An 18,433-nucleotide genomic window follows, 5' to 3' on the forward strand; every position below is an offset into this window, starting at 1 on the left:
AACTGTCACTGTTGCCGGGTCAGATGTTGCCGTTCCTATGGTTCCGTCCAATGTCACAGTCATGATGACATAGTAAGTTTCTGTTCCGATTGCGGATGTGTCCGGTGTGTATGTTTCTTCCGTTGCACTGCTGATTTCCTGATCGTTTTCATCGTACCACTGGTAAGAAACAACCGCATCTTGTGGAACGCCTGCCGGTGCCGCCGTCAACGTTGCTGTTTGCCCGATGTAAACTGTTTGCATATCCGGCGCCACAGTGACCGAAATCTCATCACTCAAATCTCTGAAAACCTTCAATTCGATATCTTGCGAGATGATTTTTTCAGTGTTTTCCATCGTTCCGACGATGCGGTAGAATCCGGCCGACTGGATGTCCGCGGCAATCGTCAAAACATCGAATCCGTTTTCGATTGTACGGGGCGATTTTTCGGTAACGTCTTGGTATACGTCACCTGTTTTTTTCTGCAAAACATATGACGCGGCAAAATCGTTCAAACGTTCATCCACATAAAAAACAGCCTCGTTTTCGATTGTTTCAATAACGTAGATCGGATTTTCCTTAAGCGTCGGCGTCTTCAAAACAGTTAATTTAGCCGGTTCCGATTCGGCCCGATTGTTGAGTTCTGCCGGACCGGCGCTGACAACGACTTTATACCAGTATCCATCGTCGTTGGAATGATTGGCGTCAAAAATATATGCCGCACGTGTTGCATTTTCACCGTCAATCGGAGAATAAGTGACGTCAGTTCCATCCAAACTTGCTGCGTCGGATTTGTACCATTGATATTCCATGTCTTCAGATTCAACAGGTTCGACAAAAAGTGTTGCCGGGCCTTCAAAAACAACGACGTCAGACGGCGACACATCTATTTCAACTTGGTTGTAAATATAGTCAATTCCGCCGGGATAGGAGGAACCTGTAGTATCGCCTTTGTGATCCTCAAGGACGATTTGATAATTTCCAATGTCTTCTTTGGTAATGTTTTTTATTGTGACTGAAATCGTTTTGTTCGTTTTATCATGTTCTATTGTGACGCGGTCTTTAAATTCATTAGAAACAACAATATTTCCTTTTGAATCAATAGAAATTATGTCTACGATTTCTCCTGTATCCTTTTGAAAAATAAACTTCAGATTTCCATTGTTATGATCTTCATCCGAAATCTGATAGGTCAATGTGATTTCTCCGCCCACCACGCCGGCATTCTCAGCCCCGGCCGCATTTGAAACCATCACAAAGCAAGCCGTTAAAAATAATAATAATACGATTAAAATTGATTTTTTATCCATCAGTACAACCCCTTACATAATACATTGAAATGTTTGACATCCCACCTATTCTATGCAATAAAATAATATAATAAATCCAATCAGCCGTCGTCGATTCGGCTGAAATTTAATACTCCTATTTTATAACAAATGTCCAATAATGGACGATTTGTAAACAAAATTAATATTCTATAATGCAACTACATTTTATTTAAACATAATGATTAATAGTTAACAATATCGTTTTTTTGAACTCTTTGTTAAAGAATATTTGATAAATCTCTAAAAAAAAGAGCACACACAATATTATATTAATTATGATGTTTATCTGGCAATTATGACAATTTTATTTGTATTCTCATATTTTATCTCAAACATCAAAATTCATTGAAAAAATCACCTTTTCAGCCGGCGTTGACGCCGGCTTTTTTCCGTTCTTTCGTTCCTTTTTGCTTTTGTTATTCTGCTATATGAATTTCCAAAACTTTCAAAACCAACACATTCAAATGACCGCACACAACCGGTCGTTTTATTCACTAAAATCTGTTATTCAAATTTTATTTTTTTATTTTAATATTTATTTTTTGATAGTTTTGTTTCATCCCCCTAACAATAATTATCTTATTTATATCCTCTTAATTTTATCTCCACTGATTGCGATTTTATATTAATATTTTCTCAATTTTAGTTGCTCATGCCATATATCTAATATTTATTTGCCCGGTCTTTTAAAAACCAAAAAAAAAGCCGGTGAAAGAAAATTCTTTCACCGGCAAGGGGTTTTGTTGAAATCGTATGATTTTTATTTATTTTGTTTTGTTTTTATTCTGTTTTTATTTTATTTTATTTTTTGTTTTATTTTTTGTTTTTATTTTACTTTTGATCTTCTTCCTGCCTTCTTCTCCAAACAATGAACAATCCGATGGCAATCAGTATCAAAATGGCAATCCAAAGCCACCAAGACGTTTTTTCATTTTGAGATCCCGTGTTGTCCGGATCATCGCCGGACGGCCACGGTGTTTCAGATTGCCCGCCGCTCGAATTGTTTTGTCCCGAGCTGTTATTGGAGCTGTTATTGGAGCTGTTGTTGGAATTGTTTCCGGAATTTGAACCGTTGCCGTCAATGATGGTCGCGTTGCCGGTTCCGCCGCCCGAGCCGCCGCCGTTTGTACGGACGGTCAACGTGGCGGCGTTTGATTCTATTTCGCTGCTGCCGTTGGTGACGTTGACGAAGAACTCATGTCCGTTCCGGTCGGTTTGAACATTTTGGATTTCCAGGGTTGAAAGGGTGTTTAACGGTACGTAATCGGCGCCGTTTTCAAACCATTCAAACGTCCAACCTGCGATATCGGCCGGCAGATTTTTGATGGAGAACGTGACGGTGTTTCCAACCGTTACCGTGGACGACGGCGACGCAATCAATTCAAGAACGGTCAATCGGATGTCATTCGAGTAAATTGTGTCTGACGTTTCTCCCGATGCCAATTCCGTGGTGACGGCCGCATAGTAATTTCCGGCGTCGGCAGTCTCAACTCCGGCAATGGCCAGCGTCGTGTTTTCGTTGGTCGTTGTTATTGTATATCTTCCGCCATTGCTGATTTCATTTCCATCCGACCTATACCATTGAACGGTTGGCGCGACGCCGGACAAAGCATCTTGCGTGATGTCTGCCGTAAATGTGGCGCTGTCGTTGACGAAAGCGTAGACAGTTGTTTGATCAAGCGCGATGGTCGGCTGGTCGTAAACAGTTAAGGTGACGTTGTTGGATTGAACGGTCGTTCCGCCGGCATACGTCACAGAGGCATTAACGCTGTAGTTGTATGTTCCTCTCGTTGCCGTACTTGGCGTATATGTTTTTCCCGTTGCGCCGCCAATGGCTGTTCTTGTTCCGGATTCGTTGTACCATTGATACGTTACGTTTTTCCCTTCTTGAGCCGTTGCCGTTGCCGTGATGGTCGCCGTATCGCCGGTAAACACTTTCGCGCCGGCCGGCGCAATGGCAGCCGAAACAGTCGGTTTTTCGTCAACAACCATGGTAATGGTGTTGGATTGAACAGTCGTTGTGCCGGCATACGTCACGGTCATATTCACGTAATATTTGTATACGCCCGGTGTTTCCGGAATCGGTTGGAACGTTTGTCCTTTCTGGCCGTCAATGGCGACGCCCGTTCCCAATGTTGCATTGTACCATTGATATGAGACATCCTGTCCGTCTGCGTTCGGCGTTGCCGTGAGCGTTGCGGTTGAACCGGTAAACATTTCTGCACCCGCCGGGGCAATTGAAATTGAAACCGTTGGCCTGTTGTAAACGGTTAAGACCACGTTATCGGCTTTGATGGTTTTCGTCAGTCCGCCCGGATATGTGACCGTCATATCGGCATAGATCGTGTGCGACCCCAGCGTTTTCGCAATCGTTGTGAGCGTATCGACGGAATCAAACGTTCCTCTTTTGGCGCCGTCCGCATACCATTGATATTTAACCGCCGCAGCATCCGTTATGTTCTTTGGAGTTGCTTTTACAGTTATCGTATCGTTGACAAATGCTTTGTTGGGTGTAACGTCGACCGTCACAGAAGGTTCATCATAAACGGTTAAGGTCACCGGCTTTGATGTTGTGCTTCTCGGTGTTTCGTCCGCATATGTGACGAACAATTTTACATAATAGGTGTCTGTTCCGTTCGCGGTTGCAATGGGTGATGTGTATGTTTGTCCCGTTTGGCCCGTCAATTCTTCTCCGGAGTCCGGTGTTCCGCGGTACCATTGGTATGTTACAGGGACATCTTCTGAAATGTGCGGCGTTGCCGTGATGGTCGCCGTATCGCCGACGAATATTTCCGTTTTGTCAATCTCAATTGAAACGGCCGGGTCTTCGTAGACGGTTTGTGTGACTGTATTTGAATATACATCCATAATCTGCCCGTTTGCATACTCAACAGTCATTTTCACATAATAGTCGTATTCTCCGATACTGTTTACTCCCGTTGTATACGTTGATCCCGTTTGACCTTGAATCTCTGTTCCTGATTCCGGTGTTCCGCTGTACCATTTGTATGTCGGCGTCACATCCGCCGGTATACCCGACGGCGTTGCCGTTAACGTCGATACGTTGCCAAGCAGCACGCCCTTCGGATTAATGTCGACGGAGACGGACGGCGTATCATAAACGGTCAACGTTATGGTATCGGATTGAATGACGTCGTCGCCGATTGTTATATTGACGTAGAATTTACTTCCGTTCCGGTCCGGCTGAATGTTTTGGATGGTCAGGCTGCTTTCGTCGGTTTGCGGGACATAATCCTCGCCGTTTTCATACCATTCAAATATCCATCCGGTCGTGTCCGCCGGCAAATTGTCGATGGTGAAAGTCACATCTGTGCCCGGCATTACGGTTGTCGATGGTGATACATTCAACTCAAGGACGGTCACATCAATCGTTTCTGTGATTTCACCCGGGATCAGTTTATTGGACATGTAGAACGTATAGTAGTCATTCTGGGTTGCTGTAAAGTTCTTGGCACTGTCATCTGTCACTGTGCTGCTGACAATCGTGGCTCCTGCACTGTTTCTCCACCCGAATAAGATATTTTTGATGGTATAGTCGGGTGGTGCTTGTCCGGAGTGTAAAGTCGCGCCAAGCATCATCGCCGTTCCTTTAAATACGGTTGTCGATGGTGTAATTTCCGGGTCGAAGATGTATAAGTAGGACTGAACGGTAACATTATTTCCATATCCATACTCTGCAGGTGTACTGATCAACACGTCATAAACACCGGCGTCCTCAGCGGTTAACGGGTGTCCGGCATTACAGATCGTCAAAGTTTTCGTGGTTTCTCCGGCAATTAGTCTTCCGTTCAGCGTCCATTTGTACGTCAAATCGCTTTCGGTATAGCCGGCGCCGGTTGGAATCGTGGCGGCGGCGGTGAGTATCACCGGGTCTGTTTGATTGACAAAACCGATGGCGTCATCAATAGATGCGGTAAACGGTTCGTAAGCGGTGATTGAAATGGGCGCGGACGTGGCGTTAATGCTCTGGTCCGGCATGCCGTTTACAATTCTGACCACGGTCGCCCGGTAACTGCCGCTTTGAAGGATTTTTGTTTCCCACGGATTATCGGTAGTTTGCGATGTTGTTCCGTCGCTCCATTTGATTTGGTAGTTGGATGACGAAATCGGGGCGTTTTGAGCGTTTCTGAGGGTAAAGACAACGTTTCCGCCCTTGACAATTTTGTCATAGTCAACGGTCGGCTGCGGCAAAACATACAAATTAATGTTTGCGGTTTCAACAACTTCGCCTTCTAATGATATTTCTATGGTGTACATGCCGTTGTCCGTCAATTGAACATTATTCAGGCTTAAGGTACTGGATCTTTCGGACAGCGTTCTGCCGTTAAATATCCATTTGTAAGTTATGTTTCCGTGAACGGATTGATTGATGTTAAAGGCGAACCGGGTGCTTTCCCCGACGAAAACCACGTCGTCTTTCGGAATCGGCACGACGATCATTTCCTTTTCCCGAATTCCCAAATAAACGTCGGCTGATGCAATTTCTTTGCCATCTGTTGTTCCGGCCGCCCGGTAAAATCCGGCTGAACTGACCGTCACCGGAATCACAATGGTGTCGTTCTCACTGCCGGTTCCGGGCGTTCGGGACGTTTCCGTTACCGTTTCATAACCGGTGCCGTTCCATTTCTGTAAAACATATCTCGAATCGTAATCTTTTAACCGGCCGTCTACATAGAATGTCGCGCTGCTGTCCAAGCCGGCCGTCACGTTGACAGGGGTTTCTTTCAAAGCCGGGGTATTCAAAACCGTCAGCTTCGCCGTTGAGTTTTTGGTGTTGTTAAGGGCTTCGGGTCCGGCTTTGACGACGACTCTATAATAATGTTGGTCTTCGCCCGGTCCGGCTTCAAACGTGTATGATTTTTCCGTCGCGTCGATGATTGGCGAATATGTGCCGTCCGGATCTGTTGAGTCAGACCGGTACCACTGGTATTTCATATCGTCGATTTCTTCGGTTTCAATGGAGAAAGTGACGTCGATGTCTTCAAAAACGACAGTATCCGCCACACTTGCTGTAATATTGACGGCGTTGTAAATTTGGTCGACATATCCGGCCAAGGATTCTCCGTTGACTTTTTCACCCTTCATATAAATGACGCGGTATTCGCCAATATCGCTTTTTTGAACATCTTTCAACGTCAGCGTAATCATTTGGTAGCCTCTGCCGTTGATGTCAACTGATTCGTTTTTCCGGTCGTATCGACTCCCGTCCAAATCCTCAAATTGCTGTGTGGCCGGATTTTTAAACTGTAAAATAAATCCAAGGTTTCCGTTGTTGTATACTTGCTGCGTCACATAAAAGACGAATGTAATATCTCCGCCGACAACGCCCGGCGACACTTTAAAGTCCGTGATGTCCAGTGGTTTGTCGGCGAGCGCCGTTCCCGGCAGCATTGCCAATAAAATCGCCATTGTCAAAATTAAAGTTAATATTTTCCGAAACGGTATGTTTTGAATCATTTCTAACCCTGGTTAATCCCATCATTTTTTTATTTTTAAAAAATTAAATTTATATTTTTAACACTATTTTAATGTTCGATGTGCATATCCACTATTCTTTTTTGGAAATTTTATGTTATTTTGAACGTTATCGGTTGGAGTCAAGACCTTCCAAAATTTTATTTATATATTTTAAAAAAGTTACTTAAATATTCATATAGTATATATCTAATATTAATATGTATCTAAATATAATACGCATTTTTTTAAAATTTTTAAATAATATTCTTTGAATTTTTATAAACACAAATCTGTGCCGCTTTTCGGACCTTTCGTTCGTTCCCATTTTTTCCGCAGGCCCGGTTCATTTTTAAAAATAAAAAAAGCCGGTGATGGGAACCTATCACCGGCAACGTTTTTGTTTTTGTTTTTATTGGTTTTTGTTTTTATTGGTTTTTGTTTTTATTGGTTTTTGTTTTTATTGGTTTTTGTTTTTATTGGTTTTTGTTTTTATTGGTTTTTTGGTTTATTTTCGTTTTTTGTTTAATGACCTTATTTTTGTTCAGGTTTTATTTCTTTTTCAAAAAGAAATACCCGATGGCAACAACCGCAATCAACAACAGGGGCACGGCAATCCAGACCCACGGAACAGATTTCTTGTCCGAGGAACCGGTTGTGTTGCCGGCGTTGCTTGTGTTGCTTGTGTTGGCGCTGCCGTTTTCAAAACCGGCGCCGGATTGTTCTGTCGGCGTTGTTACGTTTTGTTCAACGGGTGAAACAGTTGCCGGCGTTCTTGCCGGGGAAGTGTTGTCAATGATTTTGGCTTGGCCGGTTCCGCCGCCGCCGCTGCCGCTGCTTGAACCGCCGCTGCCGCTGCTTGAACCGCCGCTGCTCTTTTCGGTGACATCCAAAACGACTGTGTTGGACTCAAGGGTCTTGCCGCCAACAGTCACTTTGACGTAATATTCATCACCGTCCTGATCCTTTTTGACGTCTGAAACGATCAATGTCGATTGATCTCTGTTCTCTTCGATTTCGACGCCGTTTTTATACCAGTCGAATTCCCAGCCGGCCAGGTCACCCGGCAAATTTTCGATTGAGAACGTCACGCTTTCTCCAACCTTGACGGTGGGCGAAGACATGATCAGTTCAAAAACAGTCAATCCCATTTCATTTGACTTGACGGTACAAGAATCGCCCGTGATCAACGTTGTTTCGGCGACGGCATAGTAATTTCCGCCGTTGCTCGTCCCGATTTTAGAGAGAGTCAATGTCGAACCGGTGGAGGTCGTTGCAATTGCATATTGTCCGCCATTGGTCATTTCCTTGCCGTCCGGTCCGTACCACCGAACCGTTGTTGCAGCGTCGCCCGGCAATTCCGATCCTGAGACCGTTGCCGTGAAGACGGCGCCTTTACCGGCAAAGACGGTTTCGTTGTCCAGTTCCAAAGAAACGCCCGGTTTGGCGTAGACGGTTAACCATAGGTCATTCGATCGGGCTGTGACGGTTTTTGGACCCGTTCCAACGGTGACGTTGACATGGTATTCTCCGGCTTGGGATGTTCCGACTTGTTCGATTTCATATTGGACTGTATTGCATTGGGATTCAGATTCGTTTTTCATCCATTCGTAAGTCAATCCGTCCATTTCTTCGACATAAAAGTTCACGCTGTTTCCGGCAAAGGTGGCGGCCGGCATAACGACCGGCTGCGCGAGAACGGTCAAAGAAATCGACATTGTGTCTGTATATTCATTGAATTCATTATCGTATCCGGTCACTTTGACTTCATAGTTTCCGCTTTTTGCTTTGTCGAGACTTGTCAATACAAATGAGTCACCAGGTATTGATTTTTGGCCTTTAAAGGTCCATTCGATATTATGGGATGTAATTTCAACCGGCAGATCAAGTTCAACAGTCAAAGTGGCACCCTTTCCGGCAAAGGCAACATATTGGTCAATCGTGGCGTCTTTGTCAATTAATTCTTTTGAAAAAACGTTCAAGAAAATCGGTTCGGATGTTAATTTTTTGCCGTCGGTGGTTGTGATGGTCAATGTGTAATATCCTGTATCGTCGACAGTCAATTCGCCGCTCACAATTGTGTAACTTTTAGGTCCGTTTGAAAGAGCATCGGATACGCCGACTTTCTTCCAAACGTAATTCTCTGCGGTGACTTCCGTGTCAAAAACCACGTTTTCCGAGTTTTCGCCGAGACTGTTCGGCGTGACGGTCGGCGTCGGTAAAACGGTTAATTTGGCCGGTGTCGATTCGACGTAGTTGTTCAACGAACTCGGACCTTTTCCGGTGACTTTAACTTTATAATAGTGACCGTCTGCCGCGGCTTTATCTAATGTGTAGGTTGAACCGGTCGCGCCGCTGATCGGCTGATAATCGCCGCTGGGGCTGGTTCCGGTGGATTTGTACCATTGATATGTCGCACCCTCGTTTTTCGCAGCAACGGTGAATGAAGCGGATGTGTTGGCAAACGCAACGGCGTCTTCCGGCTGAGTTTCAATTTCCGCCTTTTTGTAAACGTGCAGCGTTGCGATTTGGGATGTATACTTCCATTCTTTTCCGACACTGACGTTAAACTTCATGCCGTCTAATTTGGAATCTGCTTCATCGATCGTCAGCGTTGTGGTGGCCCATGGCAGAAGATACCTGTAACGTGTATCGCTGACGGTGATATTTGCGCCGATGGTTTTCCATTCATATTTGTCGTTCGGGTACAAGGTATATGAACGTGAGTCAGCCGTATCGTTTTTGTATTTCCATTCAAAGCCGCTGCCGGCGACCCAGTAATCATTCCATATAGATATGTAGGTGTCCGGTCCGCCTTCGAATACCATCGAGACGGATTCTCCTTCAACGACGTGGTAGTCCGCGTACAGGTCGGTGTAAATATGTGCAGCCATTGCCGTATTTGGGACCATCGCGATGGCCAGCAAGGCGATTAAAAGCAAAAAAGCATATTTTAATTTCTGTTTTGACATTTGTAAATTCTCCAATTCTTATTGAATCATATTTTTTGTTAACTCACACCTTTTCAATGCGATTTTATGATCTGCGGGACCTTGACACAAATTCGTTTTTCGGAAGCGATCGGCGCTTCCGGTTTTTCATTTCCGGTCCAATTCTATTTTTCAGCAAAACTGTAAATTCGACATCGGTTCGTTTATCTGATTTTTTATATTTCATTTTTTAAAATTTATATTAAAAAATCGATGAAATTTCGATGAGGGGGTGTTCAATTCCATATTTTTTATTTCATTTTTTCAAATTTATATAAAAAATTCGATGAAATTTAGACAGTTTTGCTCAATGCCTAAAACAAAACATATTCTATTTAAATTCTCATGATTATATTTTAACAGTTATTTTTTGTCGAGAATATCTTCTCAATTCCGGTCTCAAAACCAAAAAAAAAGCCGGTGAAAGATTTTCTTTCACCGGCAACAGCACCTGTTTATTTGTCTGATTTGTTTTTCAATTTTATTATTTTGTATCTCTTGTTTGTTTTGTATTTTTATTCGTTTTTTATTTTTGAATTCTTTTTTATTTATTTAGGTCTTAATCGGATCGACTTTTCTTTTTCCACACAACGTATCCGGCCGCCGCAACAATCATCAGCAGCAAAAGGATCAAAAGCCAAAGCCACGGAACGGTTGTTTTTTCCGCCGGTTTTTCAGTTTTGCTTTCAAAACCCGGTCCGCCTCCCTCCGGCGGCGTTGTTATTTTTTCGCCGCTGCCTGAGTTCGTTGAATTGTCTTCGGCCTTGTCAATCACTTCGGCTCCGCCGAATCCGCCGGAAGGGCCAACCGGATTGACGGTCAAGATGATTTTGTTGGACTCAAGCGTGTCGCCGCCGATTGCCACTTCCGCATGGAATTCGCTGCCGTTTCGGGTCGTTTGGATGTTTTGAATTTCCAAGGTCGGGCCTTCATTGGCAGGCTCATACATGTTTCCGTTTTCAAACCACGCAAATTCCCACGTATCGATCTCCGCCGGCAAACCGCTGATGGAGAACGTCACGGTGTTTCCGGCGGTGACGGCGGCTGACGGGGAAACGGTGAGTTCGAGACCGTTCAGCGTTGCCGGTCCGACGGTTTGAACGTTGACAGGTCCCGTTGCTTTGGTTGTCGTCGCAACGACGTAAAGCTTCATCTCGCTTGCAATGGCTGTCGCTTCATATTCATCACCCTCTCCGACTTTTATTCCGCCGGTTTCCGGGTTTCCGTTATACCATTCAAATGTCGTTTCGGCGTCATCCGATCCAACTTCAAAGATTGCCGTTTTTCCGACAAATTCGTAGGCTTGCGTCGGTGTGATTTCAATTTCCGGGACAGTGTATCCGGTCAATGTTGCCGGTCCGACTGTCTTTATATTTGTGATTGTTCCGCCATCGACTGTTTTAACCGTGGTGGCAACAACATAAAGTTCCAAATTTCCGGAAATTGCGGTTGCTTCATATTCATTACCGTCTTCGACTTTTGTTCCGCCGTTTTCCGGGTCTCCGTTATACCATTCAAATGTTGTTTCGGTGTAATTCGATTCAACTTCAAACGTCACCGTTTCTCCGTCAAATTCATAAGCTTGCGTCGGTGTGATTTCAATTTCCGGAACACCATGACCGGTCAACGTTGCGGGTCCGACCGTTTTTATATTTGTGATTGTTCCGCCATCGACTGTTTTAACCGTAGTGGCAACAACATAAAGTTCCAAATTTCCGGAAATTGCGGTCGCTTCATATTCAGAACCATCTTCAACTTTTGTTCCGCCGTTTTCCGGGTCTCCGTTATACCATTCAAATGTTGTTTCGGTATAATCCGATTCAACTTCGAACGTCACCGTTTCTCCGTCAAATTCATAGGCTTGCATCGGTGTAATTTCAATTTCCGGAATCGCGTATCCGGTCAATGTTGCCGGTCCGACTGTTTTTGTATTTGTGATTGTTCCGCCATCGACTGTTTTAACCGTGGTGGCAACAACATAAAGTTCCAAATCTCCGGAAATTGCGGTTGCTTCATATTCATTACCGTCTTCAACTTTTGTTCCGCCGTTTTCCGGGTCTCCGTTATACCATTCAAATGCTGTTTCGGTATAATCCGATTCAACTTCAAACGTCACCGTTTCTCCGTCAAATTTGTATGCTTCCGTTGGCGTTATTTCAATTTCCGGGACCGTGTATCCTGTCAATGTTGCGGGTCCGACTGTCTTTATATTTGTGATTGTTCCGCCATCGACTGTTTTGACCGTGGTGGCAACAACGTAAAGTTCCAAATTTCCGGAAATTGCCGTTGCTTCATATTCATTACCGTCTTCGACTTTTGTTCCGCCGTTTTCCGGATCTCCGTTATACCATTCAAATGTTGTTTCGGTGTAATTCGATTCAACTTCAAACGTCACCGTTTCTCCGTCAAATTCATAAGCTTGCGTCGGTGTGATTTCAATTTCCGGAACACCATAGCCGGTCAGCGTCACAACATTTGACATCACCGTTATTTCAGCATCCTCATACTCATTTTTAACGGCAACAAAATAGTACGACTCTCCTACATCGGGAATTTCAATGCTGCACGTTGAAGACTCTTCGCCGGCGATCGGAATCGGGTTCTCTTCATCCGATTCGTTCACTTGGTACCATTGGTACGTGACGGTGACGGCGCCGTCCTGCAATCGGCTGTCCTGTTCGACATCAACCGTCAGTTCAACCGTTTCGCCGACAAAATCTTGCGCGGCAGCCGGCGTTACTGTTGCAATCGGTTTTTCCAACACTTTTAAAACCACCGGGTTGGATTCGGTAGTCGTCTGATCCTCATCATTTTCCAAGATGGTTGTCATGTTCGCATAGTACGAACGCGTTCCGGCCGTGGTCGGTGTTATTTTGTTCAAATCCGTTCCAACGAAGATGTCATCCGGGTCAGCGATTTGATATAAATCAAATGAAGTCGCCGCGCCGGCCGGCACGTTTCCGGGCGTCACGGTCACCGTCACTTCTTGTCCGACGAAAGCGTGAGCGTTGCCGAGTACCAAAGTTGCAGTTGGAACTTGGTGAACGGTTAGTGTGAGGAGATCTGAAGTTGCCGTAACGGTTTTATCTCCCGTTCCGACGGTCACGGTGACGGAATAGTCATCTTCGTGGTCGGTTTCGTTCACGCTTGTGATGGTATATTGCGCTGTATTGCTGACGGTTCCGGTTGAATTGTTCCAAGTATAGGTCAGCCCGTCGAGTTCTCCTACGTCGAATATGGCGAAATTTCCTTCAAAAACATTTGCCGGGGTAACGGTCGGTTGGTCAAGAACGATTAATTCGATGGAAATCGTATCGGAATGTTCAGCGTCGCCGTCTGTCCCAGTCACTTTAAATTCATAGCTTCCGGCCATCTCTTTCGTAATCCCTGTCAATTGCAGCGGGTTGTTTGCGCCGCGGGATTCGCCGCCAAAGAACCATTCGATTTCATAGTTGTCGATTTCGGGTGGAATTTCATTTAAGATGACTTCCATGTCAACCGAACCACCGTCAAAGACGACGTATTGCGTGGTTGTGTTTTCTTCATCGATGAAATCAATTGAAAAAACGTTCAAGTGAATTTGGGGAGAAGTAATTTCCTTGCCATTGATGGTGACGGTTAATGTGTAATATCCGGTATAATCCGTTGTCAAGTCGGCAGCCTGAATCGTAACATTTTTTGTCGTTCCAAGAATGTTTCCGCTAACTTTTTTCCATTCATAGCCGTCAGCGGTGACGTCTGTGCTAAAAGTCACATCATCTGAATTGGCGCCGAGACTGGCCGGCGCGACGGCCGGCGTCGGAAGAACCGTTAATTGAACCGGTGTTGATTCAACCCAATTGTTGAGGAAAGCAGGTCCTTGGCCGGTGATTTTCACTTTATAATAATACCCGTTATCCGCCGTTGCGGTTGTTAATGTATATGTGGCGGACGTTGCATCCGGAATCAGCGTATAAGGTCCGGATGCTGTATCCGATTTGTACCATTGGTAAGCCATCCCTTCCGTTGTTTTCGGAACGACGGTAAAAGAAGCCGGCATTCCGGCAAAGGCGATGGTGTTTTCCGGCTGGGTTAAAATTTCCGCTCTTTTGTAAACGTGGAGTGTTGCCACGTTTGAAGGTAAGTTGGATGTTCCGACGGTGACTTGGAATTTCATACCGTTCAGGTTTTTGGAATCACTGTTGGTGGTATTGATGGTCATCGTTGTTGTGGCCGCCGTGGGTGCCCAACTGCCCGGTCCGACTGTTATTGTTGCGCCAAGATCATTCACCGTTGTTGACTCATCCGGATACAATTTATCCAATGTTGTTGTTATGCTCGGATTTCCGTATTTCCAGGCAAAACCTGTTCCGGTTATCCAAAACACATCCGGACCGCCTCGAACTTCCAGGGAAATATCGTCTCCCTCAATCACATGGTAATCCGAACTCAAATTGGTATAAATGGACGCCGCCATCGCCGCATTCGGTACCAAAGCTAAAAAAGCGATCAATGAAATTAAAAGTAAAAAAGTAAATCGTAAATTCTGTTTTGCCATTTGTAAACTCTCCCCTCATTCGATCATGTTTTCTCTGACTCACACCTTTTCAATGCGATTTTTTTATTCACGGGACCGTTTACACAAATTTGTTTTTTGGCGGGCGTTCCGCCGTTTATTTATTTCAGGTCCAATTCTTTTTTTAACAAAACTTCAACTTTTTTGACGAATTATATCTATGTTTTAGTATAATTATATTTTAATAAATATACACTTCAAATAATAGTTATTTGGTGGTTTTGTTTTCATCAAAAAAACAAAAATTATACTATTTAAATTTTTATAATTATATATTAGTAGTTTCTGCCATCATATTGGATATGTAATTTTTTTTGTGATTTATGCCTCATTTTTGTAAAAAAGACTAAAAATTTGATTTGATAGGTCCGTTTTCAATTTTAAAAACCAAAAAAAAGCCGGTGAAAGAAAATCTTTCATCGGCAACTGTTTTTATTGAGTTTTATTTTGTCTGTTTTTTTGTTGGCTTGTTTTTGTTTATTTCTTTCCGTCCCGTCCGACTTTGAATCCGACGCCGGCGGAAATCAACGCAATCGCGGCTGTAGCGATGATCCACCACATCCACGGGATTGACGCGGGCTGCTCAAATCCTTCGCCTGTATCTGTCACGTCCGGTGTTGGTTCCGGCGTTGGTTCCGGTGTGGTGACGGTCGGCTCGGGTGCAGGTCCGCTCATCGGAATGATTGTGGCTCCCCCAATTCCGCCGGATCCGCTCGGTGAATTTCTGTTCACGGTCAACGTGATCGGGTCCGATGTCGCCGAAGCGCCTCTTTGATTGGTTACAACAACCCGGTACTCTCCACCGTGGCTGAGAGCCGCGGACAAGATGCCGTAATCCGAGGAAGCGCCGACAGCTTCATAATCCGATGTCGTTGCGTTCCATTTTTGCCATTCATAATTCAGATTGGCCCGGTATCCGGTGAAGAACCACACTTCCGTTCCTTCCTGAACCGTGTCGGACGGGTCGGCATATGGCTGGTCCAAAACAACCAAGCGGGCGGAAGCCGTCGCCTTGTTATCGTCGCGTGTGTCATACGGTCCAGTCACCACAACGATGTATGTTCCGCGTTCAGCCCGTGTGATTCCCGAAATTGTCAAGTCTTTCGTGGTCGCTCCGCTTATGGTGCTGTTATCGACGAGTGTGTTTGTAACATCAACGCTTCCTTTATACCATTGGTAAGTAAAGTAGCCGGTATCGTCTCTTCTCGCTTCAGCCGAAAAGGTCACGCTGTCGGGTTGTCCGTCAAACGCAACGGCGTTAATCGGATTTGTTTTAATGATGGCGGCTCTGTTAACATCCAATGTCAGCGGGTCTGAAATGGCCGAGGATCCGTTAACAGTATCGGTGACAATAACGCAGTAGCTTCCGGCGGAATTCAATCTCACGGGATCAATGGTATATTCGTATCCGGTTGCGCCGACAATGTCTATGAAGCTACCATGTCTGTTTTCTTTCTGCCATTGGTAAGTCCAAGATCCATTGTCTTCCGTTGCAAACGTCACAGTTTCTCCGGTCAAGGCTTCTTCCGGCGTGACGGTCGGTTCCGGAATCACGGTCAACGTCACCTCGTTGGACTCAATGACATTTCCAACGCCCTGTCCGGTGATTTGAACATAATACATGTTTGCGGCTTTGTCTTCAGTCGCTAGAAATTCCAAAAGACTTTCATCAGCACCGGTAATTTCCACGTAGTTGATTCCGCCATCTGTAGATTCAAACCATTGATATGTGAATGGTGTTGCTACAACAACTGTGTCGTCCAGCGTCACTTCAAATCGTGCTTCCGTTCCGTCGAAAGCAATTGTGTTGATCGGTTGTTCGGTAATAACAGGTTTTTCATGAACGGTTAAGAGAACCGGATCTGATTCTGTGAAGATTCCGTCACTGTTTGTCACTTTAACATAATAATTTCCGGAGTCTCCTGTGACTGCGTCCGTTAATTCAAATGGGTTGGCTGTTGAAACAGATGGTTCGGTCAAGTTATTCCACACAATCGTGTATTCCGTATTCGAAATTTCAACACCTTTCACCGTTTTCACAACGAATGTCGCGTTGCCGTCTTCTCCGATTTCATCCGGCGTGACGGTCGGTTGTTCGAGAACGGTCAATGTTAAGGCGATTGTGTCGTAAGTGCTGCCTGCTCCTTGCGCAAGGACGAAGTAAATGCCGTCGTCAGCAGCGGTAGCGTTGGTGATGACAAGTTCGGTTTCGGTGGGTCCGTTTGGTATCACGTTTCCGTCTTTGGACCACACATAATTTTGGACGTTGTCTGCGGCAACTGTCATTGTAATATCATTGCCAATTCCTTCAAAGACAACATAATTTTGAATGGTGTCGTCTCGGTTAATCAAAGCCGCTTGATAAACTTCCAAAGCCACCGGTCCGATTTCAATACTCTTACCATTGGCTGTAACGACAACGCTGTAAGTTCCGGTGTCATCTGTCAGATTCACCTGACTAATCGTATGTGAAATGGCTGTGATTCCGGAAATGTCCGATCCATCTTTTTTCCATTGGTATGTTGCACCGGGTGCGTCAACAACGGTGAAATTGACTTCAGAATTCTCCAAAGCTCTGACCGGTCTTGTTGAAGTTGATATGCCGTTTATTTTTACTTCTATCGACGGTCGGTCCATCACAGTCAATGTGGTTGTTGCGGAAGTGACGTTGTTTCCGCCGGTCACTTTTGCGTCACCTTCGCCGATGATCTTGACATAATAAGTTGCACTATTGTCTGTAGTTTTGTTGGCTGTAAATTCATAAACTCTGGCCGTTGCATCCGGAATTGCTGTTCCGTTTTTGTACCATTGATAAGTCATGCCGGTTGCGGTCTCAGGCGTCACGGAAAGAACGACTTTGGTTCCGTCAAAGGCATAGGTCGGTGTGCCAAGATCTGTTAGGATTTCGGCTTTATTGTAAACTGTTAAAGTAGCAGGACCGGTGTCTGTTTCATCTCCACCAATTCTTGCTCTGAGTTGTGCTCCATCCCATGTTTTTGGCACATTTGATATAGTTAATGTAGATGTTCGTTCATTGTTTCCGCCAGTTGTTGAAATTTTTATGGTTGCTCCTTCTTTGGTATATGTTCCGTTTTCGCGGTTATTGGAAACATTTGTCCAGCTCCCCTCATTCAATTTATATTGCCAGTAAAAGCCCGTACCTAAGTCAACCCATAGGCCGGTTGTCGTATTACCCTTTGCAATAAAAGTTGCGGTTCCACTGACAAGAATTTCTGCATTGGCCGGATGTTGGTCCACCGTTGCACCCAAAGCTGTTCCCGGCACCATTGACAACAACAGCGCCAACGTCAAAATGACGATGAATAATCTTTTGTAAATCGATTTTTGAATCATATTAACACACACACTAAAGTTTAATTCCCTCAAAATTTTATGACTTGTATAAATTTTTACAATCTATAAAATTTCTTTTAACTTTATAAAAAATGTATAACTTCCACAAAAAATATAATTATACATTTTTTATACTGATGATATTTTTAATTTAATGGATATTTATTTGTTTTCAAAAAACAGCATTTATTATAATGAATATATATTTACAATGACGATGCAACATTTTTTAAATAATTATTTATACATATAATTATTCATCAATCAAAAATTATAATCATCAGTTGACATTATTTTTTAATTTTGTTCATCTCGTCACTTTTCTTTTTTCCCGCCGTCATGTCTGCCAAACTTTTGCCCGAAAATCTTTAAATATAACTTATCACATTGTCCATCCGTCTTACTTATTAACAACGCAGGGAAAAACCCCGCATTGTTAGTTTTAATCCGGTGAGAAGTGTAGGAACAACATAAGTGTCAGGGCCAATTCGAAAGAAAGCCCGTTTCCGTCTGTCCGATTCAAGAATCGTTGACGGAAAAACACGAAAATGTTATTGATTTCATCAATATTTTTCGTTGTCGATGTTGCGGATTAAAAACTAAAGAAGGCAATTGATTCATGTTTTATTTTCGGGTGCCGGAAACTCTCAAGCGAAAAAGACCGGTTTTCTAAAATATCGCCGTCAGTTGCGCTCAATTCAAATCACGTGTCGGATTTGTATCATATATTATATGGTGCGTCCGTCTG

5 protein-coding genes are annotated in these 18,433 nt (G+C 44.2%); all 5 read right to left on the bottom strand.

The annotated features are described in order from the left end of the window. Positions 1-1,290: hypothetical protein (locus MsAg5_RS02845; protein ID WP_338099108.1), on the bottom strand; the 1,290-nt coding region annotated here is incomplete at its 3' end. A gap of 852 nt (positions 1,291-2,142) precedes the next feature. Continuing rightward, positions 2,143-6,741 (bottom strand): hypothetical protein, encoded by a 4,599-nt coding sequence (locus MsAg5_RS02850; RefSeq protein ID WP_338099109.1) that lies wholly within the window; start codon positions 6,739-6,741, stop codon positions 2,143-2,145. A 596-nt stretch (positions 6,742-7,337) separates the two neighbouring features. Then, a complete protein-coding gene (locus tag MsAg5_RS02855) occupies positions 7,338-9,758 on the bottom strand; it encodes a hypothetical protein (RefSeq protein ID WP_338099110.1) in 2,421 nt (806 codons plus the stop codon). A gap of 577 nt (positions 9,759-10,335) precedes the next feature. After that, a complete protein-coding gene (locus MsAg5_RS02860) occupies positions 10,336-14,313 on the bottom strand; it encodes a hypothetical protein (protein ID WP_338099111.1) in 3,978 nt (1,325 codons plus the stop codon). A 495-nt stretch (positions 14,314-14,808) separates the two neighbouring features. Beyond that, positions 14,809-17,685 (bottom strand): immunoglobulin domain-containing protein, encoded by a 2,877-nt coding sequence (locus MsAg5_RS02865; protein WP_338099112.1) that lies wholly within the window; start codon positions 17,683-17,685, stop codon positions 14,809-14,811. Between the last annotated feature and the right edge of the window lie 748 nt (positions 17,686-18,433).

This window comes from Methanolapillus africanus, from assembly GCF_032714475.1.
Classification (GTDB): domain Archaea; phylum Halobacteriota; class Methanosarcinia; order Methanosarcinales; family Methanosarcinaceae; genus Methanolapillus; species Methanolapillus africanus.

Excerpts from the sequence above, each read along its gene's own strand:
- MsAg5_RS02855 (WP_338099110.1), bottom strand. The coding sequence starts at position 9,758 with ATGTCAAAACAGAAATTAAAATATGCTTTTTTGCTTTTAATCGCCTTG.
- MsAg5_RS02865 (WP_338099112.1), bottom strand. The coding sequence starts at position 17,685 with ATGATTCAAAAATCGATTTACAAAAGATTATTCATCGTCATTTTGACG.
- MsAg5_RS02850 (WP_338099109.1), bottom strand. The coding sequence starts at position 6,741 with ATGGCGATTTTATTGGCAATGCTGCCGGGAACGGCGCTCGCCGACAAA.
- MsAg5_RS02860 (WP_338099111.1), bottom strand. The coding sequence starts at position 14,313 with ATGGCAAAACAGAATTTACGATTTACTTTTTTACTTTTAATTTCATTG.